Origin of the sequence: Enterobacter sp. 50793107, from assembly GCF_001463365.1 — a bacterium.
GTDB classification, from domain to species: domain Bacteria; phylum Pseudomonadota; class Gammaproteobacteria; order Enterobacterales; family Enterobacteriaceae; genus Enterobacter; species Enterobacter cloacae.
The window spans coordinates 157497-179855 of record NZ_LNII01000158.1; the positions used below are offsets into that span (position 1 = coordinate 157497).

Sequence of the window (22359 nt, forward strand, 5' to 3'; positions counted from 1 at the left end):
AAGCGCACCTTATAACGAGTCTGGCACGTTGATGCAAGTTTTGCCGCCCTGAGGGGCGGCAAAATGCGTTTACAGCACGCGGGTTTTCAGTGACAGGCCGTTAAAGCTCACGTCCAGTTCGTCTCCACCGTTAAGAGGGCCGACACCTTCTGGCGTACCGGTCAGGATCACATCCCCCGGCTTAAGGGTAAAGAAGCGGCTCATATAGGCAATCAGCGGCACGATCTTATGGATCATATCTGCCGTGGTGCCCTGCTGGCGGATCTCACCGTTCACTTTCAGGCTGAGGGACGTGTTCTGTGGATCGCCGGTAAATTCGCCGACCGGAACAAAACCCGAGATCGGGCAGGCGTTATCAAAGCCTTTGGCTTTTTCCCACGGCTGCCCTGCTTTCTTCAGCTTGCCCTGTACCTCACGCAGCGTCAGATCCAGCGCCACGCCGTAACCGGCGATAGCTTTTTGCACATGCTCTTCGGAGGCCTGGCGTAGCGTCGCGCCAATCAGCACCGCCAGCTCCACTTCATGATGCACTGAACCCAATCCCTGCGGCAGTGCCAGCGGCTGGCGGATATCGCAAAGCGCGGTTTCCGGCTTAATGAACAGCACCGGCTCTTCTGGCGTCGCGCTGCCCATCTCCTGAATGTGTTTGGCATAATTGCTGCCCACGCAAACCACTTTGCTGACGGGATAATCCAGTAATGCACCTTGCCAGTTATGATGTTGATACATGGTCGACCCCTAAACGGTTGATGTGTTATGCCCGAAAACAGGTGAGGCTATTTTTTACCGGTCGCCTCAAGATGCTGTTTTAATAAATTCTCGGGAGGTGGCGGAAGCTGTAAATAATAGCCTTGCTCCGTTAAGGCCGTTTTAACTTTTTCCAGATCGGCGTTAACCAGTTTCTTACGACCGTCGAGCGGCAGCAGCATCGCCAGCTGAGGTCGGCCAAAGCTCTTCATTAATTCTTCTGGCACGCGGGAAAAATCGTCTTTCTTTTCGACATAAAGATAGGTCTGGTCGCGGCTTGTACTTCTGTAGATCACACAAAACATGTTTTTACTCTGAATTCATAGGTGGTTGCTTGCCTCAATATACTCCTGACTATAACATGCCTGATACTCTTCGGAATATCGCAGCGAGTGGTTGCGGTTAATAGCAAATTGAGTAAGGCCAGGATGTCAAACACGCCCATCGAGCTTAAAGGCAGTAGCTTCACCTTATCAGTGGTACATTTGCATGATGCAAAACCCGAGGTTATTCGTCAGGCGTTAGAAGACAAAATCGCTCAGGCTCCCGCCTTTCTGAAACACGCCCCTGTTGTTATCAATGTCAGTGGTCTGGAATCCCCGGTTAACTGGAAACAACTCCAGCAGGCCGTCTCCTCTACCGGTCTGCGCATTGTGGGTATCAGTGGCTGTAAAGATACTGAGCTGAAAGCGGAAATCGACCGTGCGGGACTGCCTCTTCTGAACGAAGGCAAAGAAAAAGCCCCACGTGCGGCCCCCGTTGCCGTTGAAACGCCCCCACCTGCGGTACAAAACGTTACCGCCCTCACAAAAACGCGAATGATTGATGTGCCGGTTCGTTCCGGACAGCGCATTTATGCACCAAACTGTGATCTAATTGTTACAAGCCACGTCAGCGCTGGCGCTGAGCTGATTGCAGATGGCAATATTCACGTTTACGGTATGATGCGTGGGCGTGCACTCGCCGGGGCGAGTGGCGATCGGGACGCACAAATATTTTGTACTCACCTGACTGCGGAACTGGTGTCCATCGCAGGTGAATATTGGCTGAGCGACAAGATCCCAGCCGAATTTTATGGCAAAGCGGCTCGTCTGCGACTGGCAGACGACGCGTTGACCGTTCAACCGTTGAATTGATCCCTTTTTAACAAGGAATTTCTATGGCACGCATTATTGTTGTTACTTCGGGTAAAGGAGGCGTTGGCAAGACCACCTCCAGCGCGGCCATCGCTACTGGTTTGGCCCAGAAGGGAAAGAAAACCGTCGTTATCGATTTCGATATCGGTCTGCGTAACCTCGACCTGATTATGGGTTGTGAACGTCGCGTCGTGTATGACTTCGTAAACGTGATTCAGGGCGATGCCACCCTTAACCAGGCGCTGATTAAAGACAAGCGCACCGAGAACCTTTATATCCTCCCGGCCTCTCAGACGCGTGACAAAGACGCCCTGACCCGCGAAGGGGTTGAAAAGGTGCTCGATGAGCTGAAAAAAATGGAGTTCGACTTCATTGTCTGTGACTCCCCTGCCGGTATCGAAACCGGTGCCCTGATGGCGCTCTATTTCGCTGATGAAGCGATCATCACCACGAACCCTGAAGTGTCATCCGTCCGTGACTCTGACCGCATTCTCGGGATCCTCGCATCCAAATCCCGCCGTGCGGAAAATGGCGAAGACCCGATTAAAGAGCACCTGCTGCTGACCCGCTATAACCCGGGCCGCGTAAACAAAGGTGACATGCTGAGCATGGAAGACGTGCTGGAGATCCTGCGCATTAAACTGGTGGGCGTCATCCCGGAAGACCAGTCCGTGCTGCGCGCCTCTAACCAGGGCGAGCCAGTGATCCTTGATACAACAGCAGATGCCGGTAAAGCGTATGAGGATACGGTTGACCGTCTGCTGGGAGAAGAACGTCCTTTCCGCTTCATTGAAGAAGAGAAGAAAGGTTTCCTCAAACGCCTGTTCGGAGGATAAGTTATGGCATTACTGGACTTTTTTCTCTCGCGGAAAAAGAACACCGCCAACATCGCAAAAGAACGACTGCAAATCATCGTTGCGGAGCGTCGTCGTAGCGACGCCGAGCCTCACTACCTGCCGCAGCTGCGCAAGGACATCCTGGAAGTGATCTGCAAATATGTGCAGATTGACCCGGAGATGGTCACCGTGCAGCTGGAGCAAAAAGACGGGGATATTTCGATTCTGGAGCTGAACGTCACGCTCCCGGAAGCGGAAGAGTCGCGTCAGTAGTTTTTGATTTCGTAGCCCCGGTAAGCGCAGCGCCACCGGGGGAATATGCCGGGTATATCGCCCGGCATATTGATTATCGTGGATACCCTTCCAGCAACGTATTCAGGCGATCGGCCATCAATTCCCCGCGCCAGCCCGCCATCATTTCCGGTAAGCCATTCTGCGGTTTCAGCTTCCAGTGCCAGTTCAAAAGCTGGTTTATCTGACGACGTGATGCCAGCAACTCCGCACTCAATTTGCTTTCTGCCGCCACAGCCTGCACCAGCGCTTTAATATCTTTAAATGCTTTACGATAGCCCGGCATATCCATCAGATTCAGCAGCGGCTCTGGCAGTGCGTCATCCGGTATCTGCTGCGCTTTGGCCACCAGCGCGAGCAGCGTTTTTCCGTGAAAGCGGATTTCGCTGCCTGAAAGCCCAATGCTGTCCAGCTCACCCATGCTGCCTGGCATATAGCGTGCGACCGCCCACAGGTGCTCTTCGCGTACCACAAAGTTAACGACCAAATCGCGTTCGCGCGCTTTACGCAGTCGCCAGTCGGCTAACAATTGCAGACAGGCCAGCTGACGCGTACGCAGCTGCCACGCGTTGCTGATATCGCGCCAGGCCTCTTTCGGGTCAGCGATTTCCTGGCGACGCTGCTGCGTCATGCGGCACTCATCCAGTGCAGCAGGCAGCCAGCCGGAGGCTTCTGCCTCTTTCATCAGTTGTCCGGCAATCGGCAGCAGGTAAAACACATCTGCCGCAGCGTAGTCCAGCTGACGCTCTGTGAGCGGGCGCGCCAGCCAGTCGGTACGGGATTCACTTTTATCCAGGGTCAGGCCGGTGTACTCCTCAACCATGGCGGCAAAGCCCCATGAAAGCGGACGATTGCTGAACGCGGCGAGGATCTGCGTGTCAATCAGCGGCTGCGGCATGATGCCAAACGTATTCAGAAAGACTTCCAGATCTTCACTGCCTGCGTGCAGGTATTTGGTGACCGCAGTATCAAGCAGCAGGTCACGCATCGGCGTCCAGTCGGTAATGCCGAGCGGGTCAATCAGCGACACGTGTTTGCCGTCGTACATCTGAATCAAACCCAACTGCGGATAATACGTCCGGGTACGGACAAACTCGGTATCCAGGGCGATGGCAGGAAAGTCGCGCGTCACTTCGCACAGCGAAGCCAGCTCGTCGTTGGTCGTGATCATCTGGTAATTCAAAACGGTTTCTCTTTTGTTTGCGCCCATAAAAAACGCCGGCTAAACCGGCGTCTGGGCGATTAGCGTGAAGCTCAGGCCTTATTGTCCACTTTGGCACGGGCTTCGTCACGTAATTCTCGTCGTAATATCTTCCCGACGTTCGATTTCGGCAGCTCATCGCGGAACTCCACCAGCTTCGGCACTTTATAGCCGGTGAGCTGACGGCGGCAGAACGTGATGAGCTCCTCTTCGGTAAGAGAGGCGTTTTTCTTCACCACAAAAATCTTCACTGCCTCGCCGCTGCTGCCGGAAGGTACGCCAACAGCGGCAACTTCAAGCACGCCGCTATGCTGCATCACCACATCTTCGATCTCATTCGGATAGACGTTAAATCCGGAGACGAGGATCATGTCTTTCTTACGATCGACAATGCGCAGGAAGCCCTCTTCGTCCATCACCGCGATATCACCGGTGTGCAGCCAGCCGTCTTTGATGATTTCGTCGGTGGCATCAGGACGCTGCCAGTAGCCCAGCATCACCTGTGGCCCTTTAACGCACAGTTCACCCGGCTCGCCCGGTGCAACTTCGTTGTCGTCATCATCCACCAGTTTGGCTTCCGTCGACGGTACGGGCAGGCCGATACTGCCGCTGTGATAGTCGATATCATGCGGATTGACGCTGACCAGCGGGGCGCATTCGGTCAGGCCATAGCCTTCGAGTAAATACTGGCCGGTGAGTTTCACCCAGCGCTCGGCCACCGCCTGCTGAACCGGCATTCCACCGCCCGCAGAGAGGTGCAGCGTGGAGAAATCAAGCTGCTGGAACTCTTTGTTATTAAGCAGCGCGTTAAACAGGGTATTGACCCCGGTCATGGCGGTGAACGGGTACTTCGCCAGCTCTTTAACCAGCCCCGGAATGTCGCGTGGGTTGGTGATCAGCACGTTCTGACCGCCCAGCTCAATGAACAGCAGGCAGTTCATGGTCAGCGCAAAAATGTGATAAAGCGGAAGCGCGGTGATGACCACCTCTTTGCCCGGATGCAGCAGCGGCCCGTAGGTCGCATTCACCTGCTCAAGGTTCGCCAGCATATTGCGGTGAGTCAGCATGGCGCCTTTGGCCACGCCGGTAGTGCCACCGGTGTACTGCAGGAACGCAAGATCCTCTGACACCACTTCTGGTTTGACGTATTGCATACGATAACCGGCATGCAACGCGCGGCGGAAGGAGATGGCATCCGGCAGATGGTATTTCGGTACCAGACGTTTGATGTATTTGACGACAAAGTTAACCAGTGTGCCCTTGGCGGTGGAGAGCTGATCCCCCATGCGCGTCAGGATGACGTGTTTCACCTGGGTTCTGTCGACCACTTTCTCCAGCGTGTGGGCAAAGTTTGAGACGATCACAATTGCGGTCGCGCCACTGTCGTTCAGCTGATGCTCCAGCTCACGTGGGGTGTAGAGCGGGTTGACGTTGACGACAATCATCCCGGCCCGCAGGATACCAAATAACGCGACCGGGTATTGCAGCAGGTTCGGCATCATCAGCGCGACGCGATCCCCTTTTTGCAGCCCCAGCCCTTCCTGCAAATAGGCCGCGAACGCCCGACTCCGCTCCTCAAGCTTACGGAACGTCATCACCTCACCCATATTGATAAACGCGGGCTGATCGGCGTAACGCCTTACCGAGTGTTCAAATAATTCAACCAGGGATTGATAACGGTCAGGATTGATCTCCGCAGGCACATCTGCGGGATAACGGTTAAGCCAAACCTTGTTCAATGCATCACCTCTGAATTGAGTGTTCGTCGTCATCACAACCCCGATAATAAACAGTTTGTTAACATTATATTAACTCAGCGTACCAGTTTATTAATTGCCCAGATTTAAGGTTGCGAAGCGCGTCACTCTTTTTTTTCGTTTTAGCCGTAAAAAAACAGAGACAGCGGCTGAGCCGCTGTCTCTTTTCTAACAATAACAGTAAGTTACTCAGTAACGATCGTCTGTACCTGCGCCGGACCCGGGTTATACCAGCCCCAGCCGGGGTAGCCGTAACGATACGGGTGGGGGCCCCACATCCACGGATCAACAGGCTGAGGCGGCATGATCACCTGCTGTGTCAGCCGCCAGCGTTTGTAGCCGTTAACCTGCATGGTCATAAATTTGTAAGGCGTTGTGCCGATTTTGCCCTGTGTCGTGCCGGTAATCGGCCCGACGACGGTCACCAGCTGTCCACGGAAATCAACCGGGTCGAGGAAGCCGCTGACATCGGCAAAAATGCGCCCGCGCGAGGTTTCGCCGAGGATCGGCCGCGCGCCGCTATCCAGTGGCACGGTGGCGATCTCCAGCCGGGTTTTCCCCTGCTGGTTTTGCACCTCAATCACCTTCCCGCCGAAGCGCGCTTCCTGACCGACGTAAAGCTCAGGGGCATTCATCACGCGAACCAGATCCTGCTGTGGCGTAGGGCTACTGCCCTTAATCGCATCAGGAACGGAAACGCATCCGCTCAGTGCTATGGCCACAGCGCCTGCCATAATTAGGCGTACTACTTTAGTCTGAACCGCCATGATGCGACTCCTTTTTCTCAGTTCCTGTTACTGAGATTCACTCGCGGCCTGGAAGTTTCTTCCACGCGACGGTGTTTCGCAAATAAACCGGCTCGGCATGTTCAACGGCCACGGTTTTTCCTGCTGCGAGCAGCTGGCAGGCCAGAGGAAGCATATCCTCTGCGGCAGGCAGAAGCATGTTGCCGTCCACCAGCGTTACGCCGGTACCGTTTGCCATGTCAGGCCATGCCGCCCAACCGGTCCCTACCGTCGCCCACTCACCGGAGAGGTTTTGCAACCGTTCGGTTACCGCTTCCGGCTTGAGCACCGCTTCCGTCTCTTCGCCGTGCCACACGCCCTGCTCGTCGCGGGTGTATTCAGCCCAGTAGACTTCGCCCATGCGGGCATCAATCGCTGCCAGCACACGGGTAGCACCGGTCATACGCCACGCGCCCTGCGCCATCGTCGCCAGGGTGGAAACACCGATCATCGGAAGGTCAGCGCCCAGCGCCAGCCCCTGCGCAATACCGATCCCAATGCGTACACCCGTAAAGCTGCCGGGGCCACGGCCAAAGGCCAGCGCATCGAGGTCGGTTAAGGTGGTGTTGCCCTGGGTCAAAATCGCTTTCACCAGGGGCAGAATACGTTGGGTGTGTTCTCGTGGGCACTCTTCGAAATGAGCAGAAATAGCACCGTCGTTCCACAGAGCAACGGAACACGCCTCTGTAGCGGTATCAATAGCCAGAATTCGCATCAGTCGTCGCGCTCTCGCAATGGTCAGTCACAAAATGGCGCGCATCTTAGCACACTCCCGGGCAAATTACTCCGCCGTTGGGTTGGCCAGGAAGCGAACCGCGCGTTTAATGTCCCGCGTACGCGGCGCGGGCGGCAGGCTGGCGAGGAAGGTCGCACCGTAGGGGCGCATCACCAGCCGGTTATCACAGATAACGAGCACGCCGCGGTCGTCCACGTCGCGGATCAGGCGTCCTACCCCCTGTTTGAGGGTGATCACCGCGTCCGGCAGCTGTACCTCGTCGAAAGGATCGCCTCCGCGCAGACGGCAGTCTTCCATTCGCGCTTTGAGCAGCGGATCGTCCGGCGAGGTAAAAGGCAGTTTATCGATAATCACCAGCGACAGGGTATCGCCCCGCACGTCTACGCCTTCCCAGAAACTGCTGGTTGCCACCAGAAGCGCATTTCCGGCACTGACAAACTGCTGTAACAGTTGCCCTTTGCTGGTTTCCCCCTGCAGCAGGACAGGCAAGGTCATGGTGGCGCGGAACTGTTCTGCCAGGTCGCGCATCATGGCGTGAGAGGTGCAGAGCATAAAGCAGCGGCCATTGTTGGCCTCAATCATCGGCTTCAGCATGGCTGCCAACAGGCGTGCGGCGCCGGGCTGGTTGGGTAACGGCAGATTACGCGGCACGCAGAGCAGCGCCTGTTTTTCATAATCAAACGGGCTCGGCAGCAGCAGTGACTCCGCCTGTTCAATCCCGAGACGCTCGGTGAAGTGGTGCAGATCGTCATTCACCGACAGGGTCGCGGAGGTAAATATCCAGCTCCCCGGTTTTTGCGCCATCACCTCTTTGAATTTGTCTGCCACCGTCAGCGGCGTAAGCGCCAGGGTGAAATGACGCGAGGTGCATTCATACCAGTAGCTGTACCCCGGCTGGTTGATCTCCTTCAGCCGTTTCAGCCGCCCGCGATAGAGCGTGGCACGCTCGAAGGCAGCGTCCAGCAGCGCAGAACGGCCAAGCGACAGTTTCGCCACGTCGTAACAGAGTTCCAGCGCGTCATCCAGCAGCAGTAGCGCACGCTGGATATTATTGTCCGCCAGCAGCTCGCGCAGATTGCCGCGGTAGCCCGGCTCGCCAAGCTGCAGGCGAAAATCCTGCGCGCTTTGCGCGAGGCGATCGGCACATTTTTGCAGCTGCTGGGTATCTTTTAATTCAGTGCGATAAGCAATGGTGAAATCTTTCGCCAGATCCAGCAGCTGGCGGCTGGAGAGCGACTGGCCGAAATACTGGCTGGCGATATCCGGAAGCTGATGGGCTTCGTCGAAGATCATCACTTCCGCTTCAGGAATAAGTTCGCCAAAACCGCTGTCTTTCACCACCATATCCGCGAGAAACAGATGGTGGTTGACCACCACCACATCTGCATCCATCGCCGTTTTACGCGCTTTGACCACAAAACAGTCTTTATACAGCGGGCAGTCGCTGCCCAGACAGTTGTCATTGGTGCTGGTCACCAGCGGCCAGGCGGGAGAGTCTTCCGCCACGCTCGCGCAGGTGCTGATATCCCCCTCTTCCGTCTGGTTAGCCCAGGCGCGAAGGATGATCACATCACTCAGGGTCTGCACCGGCAGGTCGCCGCCCGCCAGCGCCTGCTGTTCAAGACGCTCCAGGCAGAGATAGTTGGAGCGCCCTTTCAGCAACGCCAGCCGCCCTTTGTATTTCAGCGCTTTTGCCACCGTCGGCAAATCACGGCTGTAGAGCTGATCCTGCAACGCCTTCGAGCCGGTAGAGATGATCACCTTCTTTTTCGCGCGCAGCGCCGGTGCAAGGTAAGCGTAGGTTTTTCCCGTGCCGGTTCCGGCCTCGACCACCAGCGGCTGTGCCTTATCGATGGCGCGAGCGACGGCATGCGCCATCTGACGCTGCGGTTCACGCGGTTTAAAACCGGGAATAGCCTGTGCTAACTGCCCTTCAGGGGAAAAATCGTCTGCCACGGTGTTCTCTCACTGTATTTTTGCACAGGGATTATGTCAGCCCATCCTCTCCTGTGCCACCCCAAATAGTGACGACGACGAAACAATATGGCAGTCTTGCCGCCTGATGACGAAAGTAACGAGGAAACGTTTATGACAATTGTGCGCATTGATGCCGAAGCCCGCTGGTCTGATGTAGTCATTCATAACCAGACGCTCTATTACACTGGTGTGCCGTCCAATCTGGATGCGGGTGCCTTTGAACAAACGGCTGACACCCTGGCGCAGATCGATGCGGTGCTGGAAAAGCAAGGCAGCGACAAATCGCGTATTCTGGACGCCACCATTTTCCTGGCGAATAAAGACGATTTTGCGGCCATGAACAAAGCCTGGGATGCGTGGGTGGTGGCGGGTCACGCGCCTGTACGTTGTACCGTACAGGCCACGCTGATGAAGCCGGAATACAAGGTAGAGATTAAGATTATCGCGGCGGTGTAAGCCGGTTACTCTTCATCTTCATCCTCGAAACGCGCCACGATCCGCTCGCCGGTATGGGTGGCGCGAAGTTCTTCCGCCACCTGAGAAATGGCCTGCCCGCTGCTCATCCCCTGGGACATCAGCTCCTGGATCCGCTCAACCGCTTTCTGCTGTTGCTCGTGGCTCAGAGAAGGTAAACCTGCAAACATCGTCAACTCCTGCTAAATTATTCGCGCTAATTATTTCACGCTGCCCGGTAGTATGCCACACATGAACATGCGCTTCCCCACTGTTATTACCCTGCCGTGGCGTACTGACGCCGCTGAATTCTGGTTTGCTCGTCTGAGCCATCTTCCCTGGGCGATGCTGCTGCATTCCGGCCATGCGGACCATCCTTACAGCCGCTTCGACATTGTGGTTGCTGACCCGGTGCGCACGGTGACATCCGAAAACCAGCCCTCCACGCACGATCCGCTGATCAAGCTTCAGGAGGCTATCGACGAGCTGGGTTTGTCTGCCACGCCTAACCCGGATCTTCCCTTCCAGGGCGGTGCGCTGGGCGTGTTTGGCTATGACCTTGGTCGCCGCTTTGAAACGCTGCCTTCCGTTGCAAAGGCGGATATTCCGCTGCCGGATATGGCGGTGGGACTTTACGACTGGGCGCTGATTGTCGATCACCATAAAGAGGTGGTCTCCCTGCTCAGCCATTCGGATGTGGAGGCACGCCTGGCGTGGCTAAACGCGCAGCAGCCCGCAGCCGCGCCAGATTTCCGTCTGACCTCTGCGTGGCGTTCAAACATGACCCCGCAGACCTATGCGGAAAAATTCGCACGCGTGCAGGCATATCTGCAAAGCGGCGATTGTTATCAGGTTAACCTTGCCCAGCGCTTCCAGGCAACGTATCAGGGCGATGAATGGCAGGCCTTTACCCGCCTCAATGCCAGCAACCGGGCACCGTTCAGTGCGTTTATACGTCTCGATCAGGGCGCGATCCTGAGTCTTTCGCCTGAGCGGTTTATTCATCTGGCGGAAGGCAAGATCCAGACACGCCCGATTAAAGGGACCTTGCCGCGCCTGAGCGATCCGGCTGCCGACCGCCAGCAGGCGGAAAAGCTCGCCGCGTCACCGAAGGACCGCGCCGAAAATTTAATGATTGTCGACCTGATGCGCAACGACATTGGCCGGGTGGCGGTACCGGGCAGCGTTCGCGTGCCGGAGCTGTTCGTCGTCGAGCCTTTCCCGGCGGTGCACCATCTGGTCAGCACCATTACCGCACAGCTGCCGGCTTCGCGTACCCCCTGCGATCTTCTGCGCGCCGCGTTCCCGGGTGGCTCCATCACCGGCGCGCCAAAAGTGCGGGCGATGGAGATTATCGATGAGCTGGAACCGCACCGTCGCAACGCCTGGTGCGGCAGCATTGGCTACGTTAGCGTCTGCGGCACGCTGGATACCAGCATCACTATTCGCACCCTGACGGCCTGCGACGGCCAGCTTTACTGTTCCGCAGGCGGCGGGATTGTTGCTGACAGCCAGGTCGAGGCGGAATATCAGGAAACCTTTGATAAAGTTAACCGTATCCTGCAACAACTGGAGAACTGACGGGTGGAGAGAGAGAACCTGACGCTGGATGATTTTCTGTCGCGCTTTCAGCTTTTGCGGCCACAGGTGAGCCGCGAAGCGCTTAATCAACGTCAGGCGGCGGTGCTGATCCCCGTGGTGCGCCGTGAGCAGCCCGGTTTGCTGTTGACCCAGCGCTCCCCTCATTTACGCAAACATGCCGGTCAGGTCGCTTTCCCCGGCGGCGCGGTAGACAGCAGCGATGCCTCGCTGATTGCCGCGGCGCTGCGTGAAGCGCAGGAAGAGGTGGCTATCCCACCGGAAGCCGTCGAGATTGTCGGCGTCCTCCCGCCGGTGGACAGCGTGACCGGTTTCCAGGTGACGCCGGTGGTGGGCATTATCCCGCCCGGCCTGCAGTATCACGCCAGTGTTGATGAGGTGTCTGCGGTGTTTGAAATGCCACTGGAAGAAGCCCTTCGCCTCAGTCGCTATCACCCGCTGGATATTCAGCGCCGTGGGCACGATCATCGGGTCTGGTTGTCCTGGTATCAGCATTATTTTGTCTGGGGCATGACGGCGGGCATCATTCGTGAACTGGCTCTGCAAATCGGCCTGAAGCCTTGACTATACTTTACATTCCACCCTCTTTTGTCAGGTTTGCGATCGGCGTCGCGCTATTAGCAAAACCATCGTTAACCATTAGTTTAATTCATGTGAATAGTTAAGCCGAGGTCGATGTTCCCTCTTACACTATGCGCAGTTATAACATCGTTACTGGAACCCCGGTAACCCTGTCAGGAGTGTGAAAGTGATTAGTATATTCGACATGTTCAAAGTGGGAATTGGCCCTTCGTCTTCCCATACTGTTGGGCCGATGAAGGCCGGTAAACAGTTCGTCGATGATCTGGTCGAAAAAGGATTACTGGAAAGCGTTACCCGTGTCGCCGTGGATGTCTACGGCTCACTGTCATTAACGGGTAAAGGCCACCACACCGATATCGCCATTATTATGGGTCTGGCAGGCAATATGCCGGACACTGTAGATATTGATGCCATCCCGGCATTCATCCGTGACGTGGAAGCGCGCGGTCGCCTGCTGCTGGCTAACGGCAAGCACGAAGTGGATTTCCCGCAGGATGACGGGATGCGTTTTCGTAGCGACAACCTGCCACTGCATGAAAACGGCATGACCATCCATGCCTGGAACGGCGAGAAAGAGATTTACAGCAAAACGTACTACTCCATCGGCGGTGGATTCATCGTGGATGAAGAGCATTTCGGTAAAGAGAGCACAGGCGACGTCAACGTGCCGTATCCGTTCAAATCGGCCACCGAGATGTTGGGTTATTGCAAAGAGACCGGCCTGTCGCTGTCCGGCATGGTGATGCAGAACGAACTGGCACTGCACAGCAAAAAAGAGATCGAAGACTATTTTGCAAACGTATGGCAGACCATGCGCGCCTGTATCGATCGCGGGATGAACACCGAAGGCGTGCTGCCGGGTCCGCTGCGCGTACCGCGTCGTGCCTCTGCCCTGCGTCGCATGTTGGTGACCACCGATAAATTCTCCAACGACCCGATGAACGTGGTCGACTGGGTGAATATGTTCGCTCTGGCGGTTAACGAAGAAAACGCTGCCGGTGGCCGCGTAGTGACGGCGCCCACCAACGGTGCGTGCGGTATTGTTCCGGCGGTGCTGGCTTATTACGATCACTTTATTGAACCTGTTACGCCAGATATCTACATCCGTTACTTCCTGGCGGCAGGTGCCATCGGTGCGCTGTACAAAATGAACGCTTCTATCTCTGGCGCTGAAGTAGGATGCCAGGGTGAAGTGGGTGTGGCCTGTTCCATGGCGGCCGCTGGTCTGGCTGAACTGCTGGGCGCAAGCCCTGAGCAAGTTTGCGTGGCGGCGGAAATCGGTATGGAACATAACCTGGGCCTGACCTGTGACCCGGTTGCCGGGCAGGTGCAGGTACCGTGCATTGAGCGTAACGCCATTGCGTCGGTGAAAGCGATTAACGCCTCCCGTATGGCAATGCGCCGTACCAGCGAGCCTCGCGTGTCGCTGGATAAAGTTATTGAGACCATGTACGAAACCGGTAAAGACATGAACGCGAAGTACCGTGAGACTTCCCGTGGTGGTCTGGCCATTAAGGTACAGTGCGACTAATACCTCCCCTCGCCCATCTGCAACGGATGGGCGAAATTTCCTTCTGATTCTCGTCGCCTTTCACTTTCCCCACTACACTTTCACTGTTGCGTCTGGCTTTTGGGGCTGGAGGTGTATCAGGCGACCGTTCATGCAAACCGCACAAACGATCATTAAAAACTATCGCCGAAAACGCGTTATCGTCTGCGTGACGGTTGCGCTCCTTACGCTCATCCTGACGTTGGGCATTCGATTTATTTCACAGCGCAATGTTAATCAACAACGCATTGTCGATTTCGCCAGCCATACCGTTCGCTCACTTGAAAACGTCCTGCTTTCTCTGGATAACCGCCGACCGGAGTTGTTGGGTCTTGTCGGCCAGCCGTGCCCGCAGGCGCATCTGACTCTGCGTAAGCAGGCCGCCATTTTACAGACCGTCCGCTCGATTACCCTGATTAAAGAGGGGATCCTCTACTGCTCCAGTATTTTTGGCAGTCGCGCCGTCCCGGTTCATGAATTATTTCCCGAACTGCCGTCAGGTCTGCCAAAACTGATTTTATCGACCGATAAGTGGCTGCTTAAAGGCAGCCCTATTCTTATCCAGTGGCACCCGACGTCACAACGCGGTGAAGAGGGGGTGATGGAGGTGATCAATATCGATCTCATCACCAGAATGATCCTTGAGCCGCCCCGCCCGCTTATCACTGACGTGGCGTTAACCGTGGGAGATCGCTCTTTACGCTACGGTCAAGGTATTACCGACGCGCTGAAGTTTAATGAGCCTGACTCGCGAATAGAAGAAGTCTCTACACGCTTTCCATTTACCATCACGGTCAGTGGGCCGGGTCCTGGCGCGCTGGCACTTAAAAGCCTGCCGGCACAGCTGCCGCTGGGGTTAATGCTGAGCCTGGTTCTGGGGTATCTGGCCTGGCTGGCCACTGCGAACCGGATGAGCTTCACGTGGGAGATCGATATGGGGATTGCGGCGCGGGAATTTGAGCTGTTCTGTCAGCCGCTGGTGAATGCCCGTACGCAGGAGTGTATCGGCGTGGAAATTCTTCTGCGCTGGAACAACCCGCGTCAGGGTTGGATCTCCCCGGAAGTGTTCATCCCCCTGGCAGAAGAACATAACCTGATTGTTCCCCTGACGCGCTACGTGATTGCCGAGACGGTACGCCAGATAGGCTACTTCCCCTCCCACCCGGGCTTTCACATCGGTATTAACGTGGCGGCCAGCCACTTCCGTCACGCCGTGCTACTTCAGGATTTGAACCGTTACTGGTTCAGTGCAAACCCGAGCCAGCGGCTGGTTATCGAACTTACCGAGCGTGACGCGCTGGTCGATGCAGATTATCGCATCGTGCGCGAGCTGCATCGCAAAGGGGTCAAACTGGCTATCGACGATTTTGGTACCGGGAACAGTTCGCTCTCCTGGCTTGAAAAGCTTCATCCTGACGTACTGAAAATCGACCAGTCCTTTACCACCGCCATTGGAACCGATGCCGTGAACTCAACGGTGACAGATATCATTATTGCGCTGGGTCAGCGGCTGAATATTGAGCTGGTTGCGGAAGGGGTCGAAACGGAGGAGCAGGCGCGCTACTTACGCCGACACGGTGTTCATACTCTGCAGGGGTATTTCTATGCGCGGCCGATGCCGCTGCGGGATTTTCCACAATGGCTGGCGGAGAGTTCACCTCCGCCAGCGCATCATAACGGGCACATCGTGCCCTTAATGCCGTTGCGTTAAGAAGCGTTACTCATCTTCGTCGTGCACGGATTGCTCTTTAACAATACGCACCATATCAACGCGATAGTCGTTGGCTTCAACAATGGTAATGCTCAACGGGGGCAGTTCGATCACATCCCCCACGCGCGGGATCTGCCCGTTCACGGCGATGACCAGACCGGCCACGGTGGCAATGTCTTCTTCATCGTTGACCACGTTTTCCAGCCCCAGCGTATGCGAAAGCGCGTGCAGGTCAGTGGTACCTTTCACCAGCCAGCCTTCACCATCGGCCACGATTTCCGGTGTTTCGTCCTCATCCGGGAACTCACCGGCAATGGCTTCAAGCACGTCCAGCGGCGTGACCAGCCCCTGCACCACACCGAACTCGTTGGTGACAATCACGAAGCTGCCGCGGGCACGGCGCAGAACGCCAAGCAGGTTGATGGGGTCCAGCGTTTCCGGTACCACGATAGCCGGTGAGGCGGCGGCGATGGCTTCGACGTCAACGCCCTCTTCCAGCGCGACCAGCATCTCTTTGGCACGCACGACACCGATGATCTCATCCAGCTCACCACGACACACCGGGAACAGGCTGTGCGGTGAAGAGAGCAGCTGCTGACGAATTTCATCAACGCTCAACCGGGAATCTACCCAGCTGATCTCGCCGCGTGGGGTCATGATGCCGCGTAGTGAACGGGAGGCCAGGGAGAGAACGCCGTTAATCATATAACGCTCTTCTTCCACAAATGCCCCTTCCGGCACCGGAACCGGGTTACGGTTCTCGGTGTCACTCTGCACATTCACCTGACGGCGACCGCCCATCAGGCGCAGGATGGCATCCGCGGTGCGGGCACGCAGCGGCTGATTGGACTGCTGCTTAATAAAGTTACGGCGTGCAATCTGGTTAAACAGTTCGATCAGGATCGAGAAGCCAATCGCGGCATACAGATAACCTTTCGGAATATGGAAACCGAAACCTTCCGCAACGAGGCTCAGACCGATCATCAGCAGGAAGCTCAGACACAGCACCACGACCGTCGGATGTTGGTTCACAAAGCGGGTCAGCGGTTTAGACGCCAGCAGCATAACCGCCATGGCGATAACCACCGCCGCCATCATCACCGGGAGATGGTTCACCATACCCACCGCTGTGATCACCGCATCAAGCGAGAAGACGGCATCCAGCACCACGATCTGCAGCACCACAACCCAGAAGCTGGCATAGCCTTTGCCATGACCATCGTCGTGCTGACGGTTCTCCAGCCGCTCGTGCAGTTCTGTCGTTGCTTTAAAGAGCAGGAATATCCCCCCGAGCAGCATGATCAAATCGCGGCCAGAAAAGGTGAAATCCATGACGGTAAAGAGCGGTTTTGTCAGGGTGACCATCCACGAGATCACGGACAGCAGCGCCAGACGCATAACCAGCGCCAGCGAGAGGCCGATCAGACGCGCTTTATCACGCTGTTTTGGCGGCAGTTTGTCCGCGAGGATGGCAATAAACACCAGGTTATCAATGCCGAGAACGATCTCCAGCACCACCAGCGTGAGCAATCCCACCCAGATTGACGGGTCCATTAAGAATTCCATGACAAGCTCCTGCTAAAGGAATGACGAAACGGTGCCCCACTCAATGTGGGCAAAACAGCGGTAAACAGAGTCGATACGTGGCGAGGATCGCCGGTGAACAAGGCGCGAAGTGGCCTGATAGATGACTGACGTCGGTGACGGTCCATATAGTGGGCTGTAGCCCTATACTCCTGATCAATTAAACGGAGGCTAAACATATCAGAGACATTACGTTTTTAGCAAAGATTTACGTTCCTTTGCAAAAACGTGAAAAGGCAGAATTTGTGTTGAGTAATTTCTGATTTTCGAAACCTAAATTACGGATCTTCATCACATAAATTATTTTTTCACTATCTAAAATAATTCGCGTAAGTCTGAGCTTTTTTAACTCTAACCCTTATCTGAATCGATTCGGTTCGCCAATACGATTCTCAGTACGTCTGCCTGGCAGAGGTATTAATGATAATAAAAGGAGGTAGCAAGTGACCATTGCTATTGTCATAGGCACACATGGTTGGGCTGCAGAGCAGCTACTCAAAACAGCAGAGATGCTGTTGGGCGAGCAGGAAAACGTCGGCTGGATCGATTTCGTTCCCGGTGAAAACGCCGAGACGCTGATTGAGAAATACACGGCTCAACTGTCGAAGCTGGATACCAGCAAAGGCGTGCTGTTTCTCGTTGATACATGGGGCGGCAGCCCGTTCAACGCTGCCAGCCGCATTGTCGTCGATAAAGAGCACTATGAAGTTGTCGCCGGGGTCAATATTCCGATGCTGGTGGAAACCTTCATGGCACGCGACGACAATCCGGCTTTTGATGAGCTGGTTGCCCTGGCGGTCGAAACCGGTCGCGAAGGCGTGAAAGCGCTGAAGGCACAGCCGGTTGAAAAACCCGCACCGGCGGCTGCCGCGGCACCGAAAGCCGCTGCCCCCGCAAAACCGATGGGCCCGAACGATTATATGGTGATTGGCCTTGCGCGCATCGATGACCGTTTAATTCACGGCCAGGTGGCAACGCGCTGGACCAAAGAGACCAACGTTCAACGTATTATCGTGGTCAGCGACGAAGTGGCCGCCGACACGGTGCGTAAAACCCTCCTCACCCAGGTTGCTCCTCCGGGCGTTACCGCGCACGTGGTGGATGTCGCCAAGATGATTCGCGTCTATAACAACCCGAAATATGCCGGTGAACGCGTGATGCTTCTGTTCACTAACCCGACAGACGTCGAGCGCATTGTTGAAGGCGGCGTGAAAATCACCTCCGTGAACATTGGTGGTATGGCTTTCCGTCAGGGCAAAACGCAGGTCAACAACGCGATTTCAGTCGATGCGAAGGATATCGAGGCATTTAACAAGTTGAATGCTCGCGGTATTGAACTGGAAGCCCGTAAGGTTTCCACGGACCCGAAACTGAAAATGATGGATTTGATCGGCAAAGTTGGGAAATAAGCCCGCGCCGGTTTTTCACATAAAGATTATGCAATAGGAGAAGTACAATGGAGATTACCACTCTTCAGATTGTGCTGGTGTTCATCGTCGCGTGTATTGCGGGTATGGAATCCGTACTTGATGAATTTCAGTTCCACCGCCCTCTGGTGGCCTGTACGTTGATTGGCGCCGTTCTCGGTGATATGAAAACCGGTATCATCATCGGTGGTACCCTGGAAATGATCGCCCTTGGCTGGATGAACATCGGTGCGGCGGTTGCGCCCGATGCCGCGCTGGCGTCCATTATTTCAACCGTGTTGGTTATTGCCGGTCATCAAAGCATCGGTGCCGGTATCGCTCTGGCAATTCCGCTGGCCGCCGCAGGCCAGGTACTGACCATTATCGTTCGTACTATCACCGTGGCTTTCCAGCACGCGGCGGATAAGGCGGCCGAAAACGGCAACCTCACGGCGCTCTCCTGGATCCACGTCTCGTCCCTGTTCCTGCAGGCGATGCGTATCGCTATTCCTGCCGTTATCGTCGCTATCTCCGTAGGGACCAGCGAAGTTCAGGGCATGCTCAACGCCATCCCTGAAGTGGTCACCAGCGGTCTGAACATCGCCGGTGGTATGATCGTGGTGGTTGGTTATGCGATGGTCATCAACATGATGCGCGCAGGCTACCTGATGCCATTCTTCTACCTGGGCTTCGTAACCGCGGCGTTCACCAACTTCAACCTGGTTGCTCTGGGTGTGATTGGTGCGGTAATGGCAATTCTCTACATCCAGCTCAGCCCGAAATATAACCGCGTTGCGGGTGCCCCAGCGCAGGCTGCTGGTAATAACGATCTCGATAACGAACTGGACTAACAGGTGAGCGAAATGGTTGATATGACTAAAACTACCCCTGAGAAGAAACTCACTCCGGGTGATATTCGTGGCGTGTTCATCCGTTCTAACCTGTTTCAGGGTTCATGGAACTTCGAACGTATGCAGGCCCTGGGCTTCTGCTTCTCCATGGTACCGGCGATCAAACGCCTCTACCCGGAGAACAACGAAGCACGTCGCCAGGCGATTAAGCGTCACCTGGAATTCTTTAACACCCATCCTTACGTAGCGGCACCGGTACTGGGCGTTACCCTGGCGATGGAAGAGCAGCGTGCAAACGGCGCAGAGATCGACGATGGTGCCATCAACGGTATTAAAGTCGGTCTGATGGGTCCGCTGGCAGGCGTAGGTGACCCGATCTTCTGGGGTACCGTTCGTCCGGTCTTTGCAGCGCTGGGCGCGGGTATCGCGATGAGCGGCAGCCTGCTCGGTCCACTGCTGTTTTTCATCCTGTTCAATGCGGTGCGTCTGCTGACCCGTTACTACGGCGTGGCGTACGGTTACCGTAAAGGGGTGGATATCGTTAAAGATATGGGCGGCGGCTTCCTGCAAAAACTGACAGAGGGGGCGTCAATCCTCGGCCTGTTTGTGATGGGGGCGCTGGTTAACAAGTGGACGCACGTGAACATCCCGCTGGTGGTTTCAACCATCACCGGACAGGATGGGCAAACCCGTGTGACCACCGTGCAGACCATCCTTGACCAGCTGATGCCTGGCCTGGTGCCGCTGCTGTTGACCTTCGCCTGTATGTGGCTGCTGCGTAAGAAAGTGAACCCGCTGTGGATCATCGTTGGCTTCTTCGTCATCGGTATCGCGGGCTACGCTGTTGGTCTGTTGGGCCTGTAAAGCTTTATGTTATACGCCGGGGGCTTGCCCCCGTTTTTTTTATCTGGAGGATGAATGACTGTCACGGACACCGTACTGGTTTTGTTTATTGTTGCCCTTCTGGCTTACGCGATCTATGACGAGTTCATTATGCCTCGCCGCCACGGCGAGACGCTGCTGACCCTTCCCCTCTTACGCCGTGGACGCATTGATGCGTTTATCTTCGCCGGTCTGGTGGTCATCCTGATTTACAATAACGTGACCAGCCATGGTGCAATATTAACCACATGGTTATTATGTGCGCTGGCATTAATGGCGATTTACCTGTTCTGGATCCGTTCGCCAAAACTCATTTTTAAAAAACACGGATTCTTCTTTGCCAATGTCTGGATAGAATATAACCGCATTAAAGAGATGAATTTATCTGAAGACGGGGTGCTGGTAATGCAATTAGAACAGCGCCGCTTGCTCATTCGGGTCAAAAATATAGATGACCTGGAAAAGATATACAAATTACTCATTAAAACTCAATGAGTTATATTTATAGCATCGGCTATATTCCGTGTTAACGTTGCTCACGAAATATAGCCATAGCTATATTCCATTGTTTTTATCCTTCCTATTTTTTAACGCTATTTTTACGAATAAATCTAAATGAAAATCGTTATCAACAAGATAATAAAATAATACCCCACTGTTGTTGTTTTATATTCTCAAAATATGTTAAGGTTGCGCCCGTCGTTGGGGAGTAGCTAATTTCCTGTACTCAGGAAATGTACGTGTCAACATACTCGTTGAAAAACGTGGCGCGTACGGATCGTTTTCTGCACATCATTGTGCGACGGTCAGGCGAGACCATAGATACATCAACTGCTGTTTACTGGGGGCAGTGATGTGTCATATGGATATCTCCCGGTCTGGACGCTTGTATGAACATCTCCGCCACCATTCTTCTCGCTTTCGGCATGTCCATGGATGCTTTTGCTGCTTCCATCGGAAAAGGTGCCACACTCCATAAACCAAAATTTTCTGAAGCGCTGCGCACAGGTCTGATTTTCGGTGCTATCGAAACCCTGACGCCGCTTATCGGCTGGGGCCTGGGTATGCTGGCCAGCCAGTTTGTACTGGAGTGGAACCACTGGATTGCGTTTGTGCTGCTGGTGTTTCTCGGCGGACGAATGGTGATTGAAGGATTCCGTGGCAACAGCGATGAAGATGAAGAGCCTCAGCACCGCCACGGTTTCTGGCTGCTGGTCACCACCGCAATTGCCACCAGCCTTGACGCGATGGCCGTCGGTGTTGGTCTGGCCTTCCTGCAGGTGAATATCATTGCCACCGCGCTGGCCATTGGTTGCGCCACACTGATTATGTCCACCCTGGGCATGATGGTTGGCCGTTTTATCGGCCCGCTGCTGGGTAAGCGAGCCGAGATCCTGGGCGGGATCGTGTTAATCGGTATTGGTGCCCAGATACTCTGGGCACACTTCGCGGGTTAACCTTCGCGCTGCCAGCAGTGGATGCTGAAATCCGTCTGGCAGCGAAACGTGGCCTGTGCAGCCAGCGTCTCCCGGACAGCCGGTTTTGCCCGCCAGGCAAACGGCGTCATTTGCAGTAACGCCACGGCTTCATCCCCTGTCAGATCCATCTCATACGCTACGGTTTCTTCCTGCCTGAGCACAAAACCAGCCAGTTGTTCTGAATGGGGAGCATGCAGGCGAACCTCGTCATAAATCAGCCCTTTCAGCTCCATCAGATGACGTGGTCCAGGCGTGACGGTTATCAACCACCCGCCGGGTTTCACCACCCGGGCCAGCTCTTCTGCCTTACAGGGAGCATAAATACGCACAACGGCATCCATGCTGGCATCTTCAAACGGCAGCCGGTGGCTTGAGGCCACGCAGAACATCACCCCCGCGTAGCGTTTTGCCGCTGCGCGAATCGCCGCTTTCGACACGTCCAGACCCGTCGTCTGCGCGCCCTTCCCGGCGGCAATCTCGGCAAACCTTGCGGTGTAATACCCTTCACCACAGCCGATATCCAGCAGAGCGGAGGCACTCTGCGTCAGCGTGTGGTCCAGCAGCTGCGCGACACTCTCCCTTAGCGGCTTGTAATGTCCGGCATCCAGAAAGGCACGTCGCGCCTGCATCATCTCTGCGCTGTCGCCCGGATCGCGGGAGCGTTTATGCTGTACCGGCAGAAGATTCACATACCCCTCTTTCGCCATATCAAACTGATGTCCCTGCGGACACGCATAACTTTTCTCAGAACGCGTCAGGCGCGCGTGACAAAGGGGGCAACTGAAGGGCATGACAACT

General features: G+C 55.4%; 23 protein-coding genes. 13 read left to right on the top strand and 10 right to left on the bottom strand.

Going from position 1 to position 22359, the window contains the following annotated elements; all coding sequences use genetic code 11:
• Nucleotides 1-69: 69 nt before the first annotated feature.
• Nucleotides 70-729 carry a fumarylacetoacetate hydrolase family protein gene (locus APU11_RS20675; protein ID WP_038984664.1) on the bottom strand — a complete coding sequence of 220 codons (660 nt, stop codon included), beginning with the start codon at nt 727-729 and terminating at the stop codon, nt 70-72.
• A 47-nt stretch (nt 730-776) separates the two neighbouring features.
• A complete protein-coding gene (locus APU11_RS20680) occupies nt 777-1052 on the bottom strand; it encodes a YcgL domain-containing protein (RefSeq protein ID WP_013096146.1) in 276 nt (91 codons plus the stop codon).
• A gap of 123 nt (nt 1053-1175) precedes the next feature.
• Here APU11_RS20680 and minC point away from each other — a divergent pair, with 123 nt between their 5' ends.
• Genes minC through minE form a run of 3 tightly spaced genes read left to right on the top strand, consistent with a single transcriptional unit; the run spans nt 1176 to nt 2992 of the window.
• Entirely contained in the window at nt 1176-1883 is a 708-nt protein-coding gene (minC, locus tag APU11_RS20685; protein ID WP_020690845.1) for a septum site-determining protein MinC, read from the top strand.
• A 23-nt stretch (nt 1884-1906) separates the two neighbouring features.
• The gene (gene minD / locus APU11_RS20690) at nt 1907-2719 is read left to right on the top strand and encodes a septum site-determining protein MinD (RefSeq protein WP_058650795.1); all 813 of its coding nucleotides are present in this window, start codon (nt 1907-1909) and stop codon (nt 2717-2719) included.
• Nucleotides 2720-2722: 3 nt separating this feature from the next.
• Nucleotides 2723-2992, top strand: coding sequence for a cell division topological specificity factor MinE (gene minE, locus APU11_RS20695; protein WP_058650796.1), 270 nt, complete (start codon nt 2723-2725; stop codon nt 2990-2992).
• Between the two features lie 73 nt (nt 2993-3065).
• Here minE and rnd read toward each other — a convergent pair whose 3' ends face one another.
• The 5 genes from rnd to APU11_RS20720 form a co-directional block, all read right to left on the bottom strand.
• Nucleotides 3066-4193, bottom strand: coding sequence for a ribonuclease D (rnd, locus tag APU11_RS20700; protein ID WP_096896965.1), 1128 nt, complete (start codon nt 4191-4193; stop codon nt 3066-3068).
• Nucleotides 4194-4264: 71 nt separating this feature from the next.
• On the bottom strand, nt 4265-5950 hold the full coding sequence (gene fadD, locus APU11_RS20705; RefSeq protein ID WP_072193822.1) for a long-chain-fatty-acid--CoA ligase FadD: 1686 nt from the start codon (nt 5948-5950) through the stop codon (nt 4265-4267).
• A gap of 203 nt (nt 5951-6153) precedes the next feature.
• Entirely contained in the window at nt 6154-6735 is a 582-nt protein-coding gene (locus APU11_RS20710) for a Slp family lipoprotein (RefSeq protein ID WP_013096141.1), read from the bottom strand.
• A 37-nt stretch (nt 6736-6772) separates the two neighbouring features.
• The gene (gene tsaB / locus APU11_RS20715; protein ID WP_013096140.1) at nt 6773-7468 is read right to left on the bottom strand and encodes a tRNA (adenosine(37)-N6)-threonylcarbamoyltransferase complex dimerization subunit type 1 TsaB; all 696 of its coding nucleotides are present in this window, start codon (nt 7466-7468) and stop codon (nt 6773-6775) included.
• A gap of 66 nt (nt 7469-7534) precedes the next feature.
• Nucleotides 7535-9445, bottom strand: coding sequence for an ATP-dependent DNA helicase (locus APU11_RS20720; protein ID WP_013096139.1), 1911 nt, complete (start codon nt 9443-9445; stop codon nt 7535-7537).
• A gap of 132 nt (nt 9446-9577) precedes the next feature.
• Here APU11_RS20720 and APU11_RS20725 point away from each other — a divergent pair, with 132 nt between their 5' ends.
• Nucleotides 9578-9922 carry a RidA family protein gene (locus tag APU11_RS20725; RefSeq protein WP_045294454.1) on the top strand — a complete coding sequence of 115 codons (345 nt, stop codon included), beginning with the start codon at nt 9578-9580 and terminating at the stop codon, nt 9920-9922.
• A gap of 5 nt (nt 9923-9927) precedes the next feature.
• Here APU11_RS20725 and APU11_RS20730 read toward each other — a convergent pair whose 3' ends face one another.
• Nucleotides 9928-10110: a YoaH family protein gene (locus APU11_RS20730; protein ID WP_008500497.1), complete on the bottom strand. Its 183-nt coding sequence runs from the start codon at nt 10108-10110 to the stop codon at nt 9928-9930.
• Nucleotides 10111-10171: 61 nt separating this feature from the next.
• Between APU11_RS20730 and pabB the strand changes: the two genes are divergently transcribed.
• The 4 genes from pabB to APU11_RS20750 all read left to right on the top strand — a co-directional run bounded on the left by pabB (nt 10172) and on the right by APU11_RS20750 (nt 15360).
• Nucleotides 10172-11500 (top strand): aminodeoxychorismate synthase component 1, encoded by a 1329-nt coding sequence (gene pabB / locus APU11_RS20735; protein WP_048972798.1) that lies wholly within the window; start codon nt 10172-10174, stop codon nt 11498-11500.
• A 3-nt stretch (nt 11501-11503) separates the two neighbouring features.
• Nucleotides 11504-12082, top strand: a complete 579-nt coding sequence (locus tag APU11_RS20740) for a CoA pyrophosphatase (RefSeq protein ID WP_013096136.1) — start codon at nt 11504-11506, stop codon at nt 12080-12082.
• Nucleotides 12083-12266: 184 nt separating this feature from the next.
• Nucleotides 12267-13631, top strand: coding sequence for an L-serine ammonia-lyase (sdaA, locus tag APU11_RS20745; protein WP_028027867.1), 1365 nt, complete (start codon nt 12267-12269; stop codon nt 13629-13631).
• Between the two features lie 130 nt (nt 13632-13761).
• Nucleotides 13762-15360: a cyclic diguanylate phosphodiesterase gene (locus APU11_RS20750; RefSeq protein ID WP_058650798.1), complete on the top strand. Its 1599-nt coding sequence runs from the start codon at nt 13762-13764 to the stop codon at nt 15358-15360.
• A gap of 6 nt (nt 15361-15366) precedes the next feature.
• Here APU11_RS20750 and yoaE read toward each other — a convergent pair whose 3' ends face one another.
• Entirely contained in the window at nt 15367-16926 is a 1560-nt protein-coding gene (gene yoaE, locus APU11_RS20755; RefSeq protein WP_013096133.1) for a CNNM family cation transport protein YoaE, read from the bottom strand.
• Between the two features lie 461 nt (nt 16927-17387).
• Between yoaE and manX the strand changes: the two genes are divergently transcribed.
• The 5 genes from manX to mntP all read left to right on the top strand — a co-directional run bounded on the left by manX (nt 17388) and on the right by mntP (nt 21540).
• A complete protein-coding gene (gene manX / locus APU11_RS20760; protein WP_038419895.1) occupies nt 17388-18353 on the top strand; it encodes a PTS mannose transporter subunit IIAB in 966 nt (321 codons plus the stop codon).
• 47 nt (nt 18354-18400) lie between these two features.
• The gene (gene manY, locus APU11_RS20765; RefSeq protein WP_003859914.1) at nt 18401-19201 is read left to right on the top strand and encodes a PTS mannose transporter subunit IIC; all 801 of its coding nucleotides are present in this window, start codon (nt 18401-18403) and stop codon (nt 19199-19201) included.
• A gap of 12 nt (nt 19202-19213) precedes the next feature.
• The gene (locus APU11_RS20770; protein WP_006175979.1) at nt 19214-20065 is read left to right on the top strand and encodes a PTS mannose transporter subunit IID; all 852 of its coding nucleotides are present in this window, start codon (nt 19214-19216) and stop codon (nt 20063-20065) included.
• 54 nt (nt 20066-20119) lie between these two features.
• Nucleotides 20120-20578 (top strand): DUF986 family protein, encoded by a 459-nt coding sequence (locus tag APU11_RS20775; protein ID WP_013096131.1) that lies wholly within the window; start codon nt 20120-20122, stop codon nt 20576-20578.
• A 395-nt stretch (nt 20579-20973) separates the two neighbouring features.
• Nucleotides 20974-21540: a manganese efflux pump MntP gene (gene mntP / locus APU11_RS20780; RefSeq protein WP_013096130.1), complete on the top strand. Its 567-nt coding sequence runs from the start codon at nt 20974-20976 to the stop codon at nt 21538-21540.
• Here the strand turns inward: mntP and rlmA are convergent.
• Entirely contained in the window at nt 21537-22352 is an 816-nt protein-coding gene (gene rlmA, locus APU11_RS20785) for a 23S rRNA (guanine(745)-N(1))-methyltransferase (RefSeq protein ID WP_038419898.1), read from the bottom strand. The genes mntP and rlmA overlap by 4 nt on opposite strands.
• Nucleotides 22353-22359 lie beyond the last annotated feature (7 nt).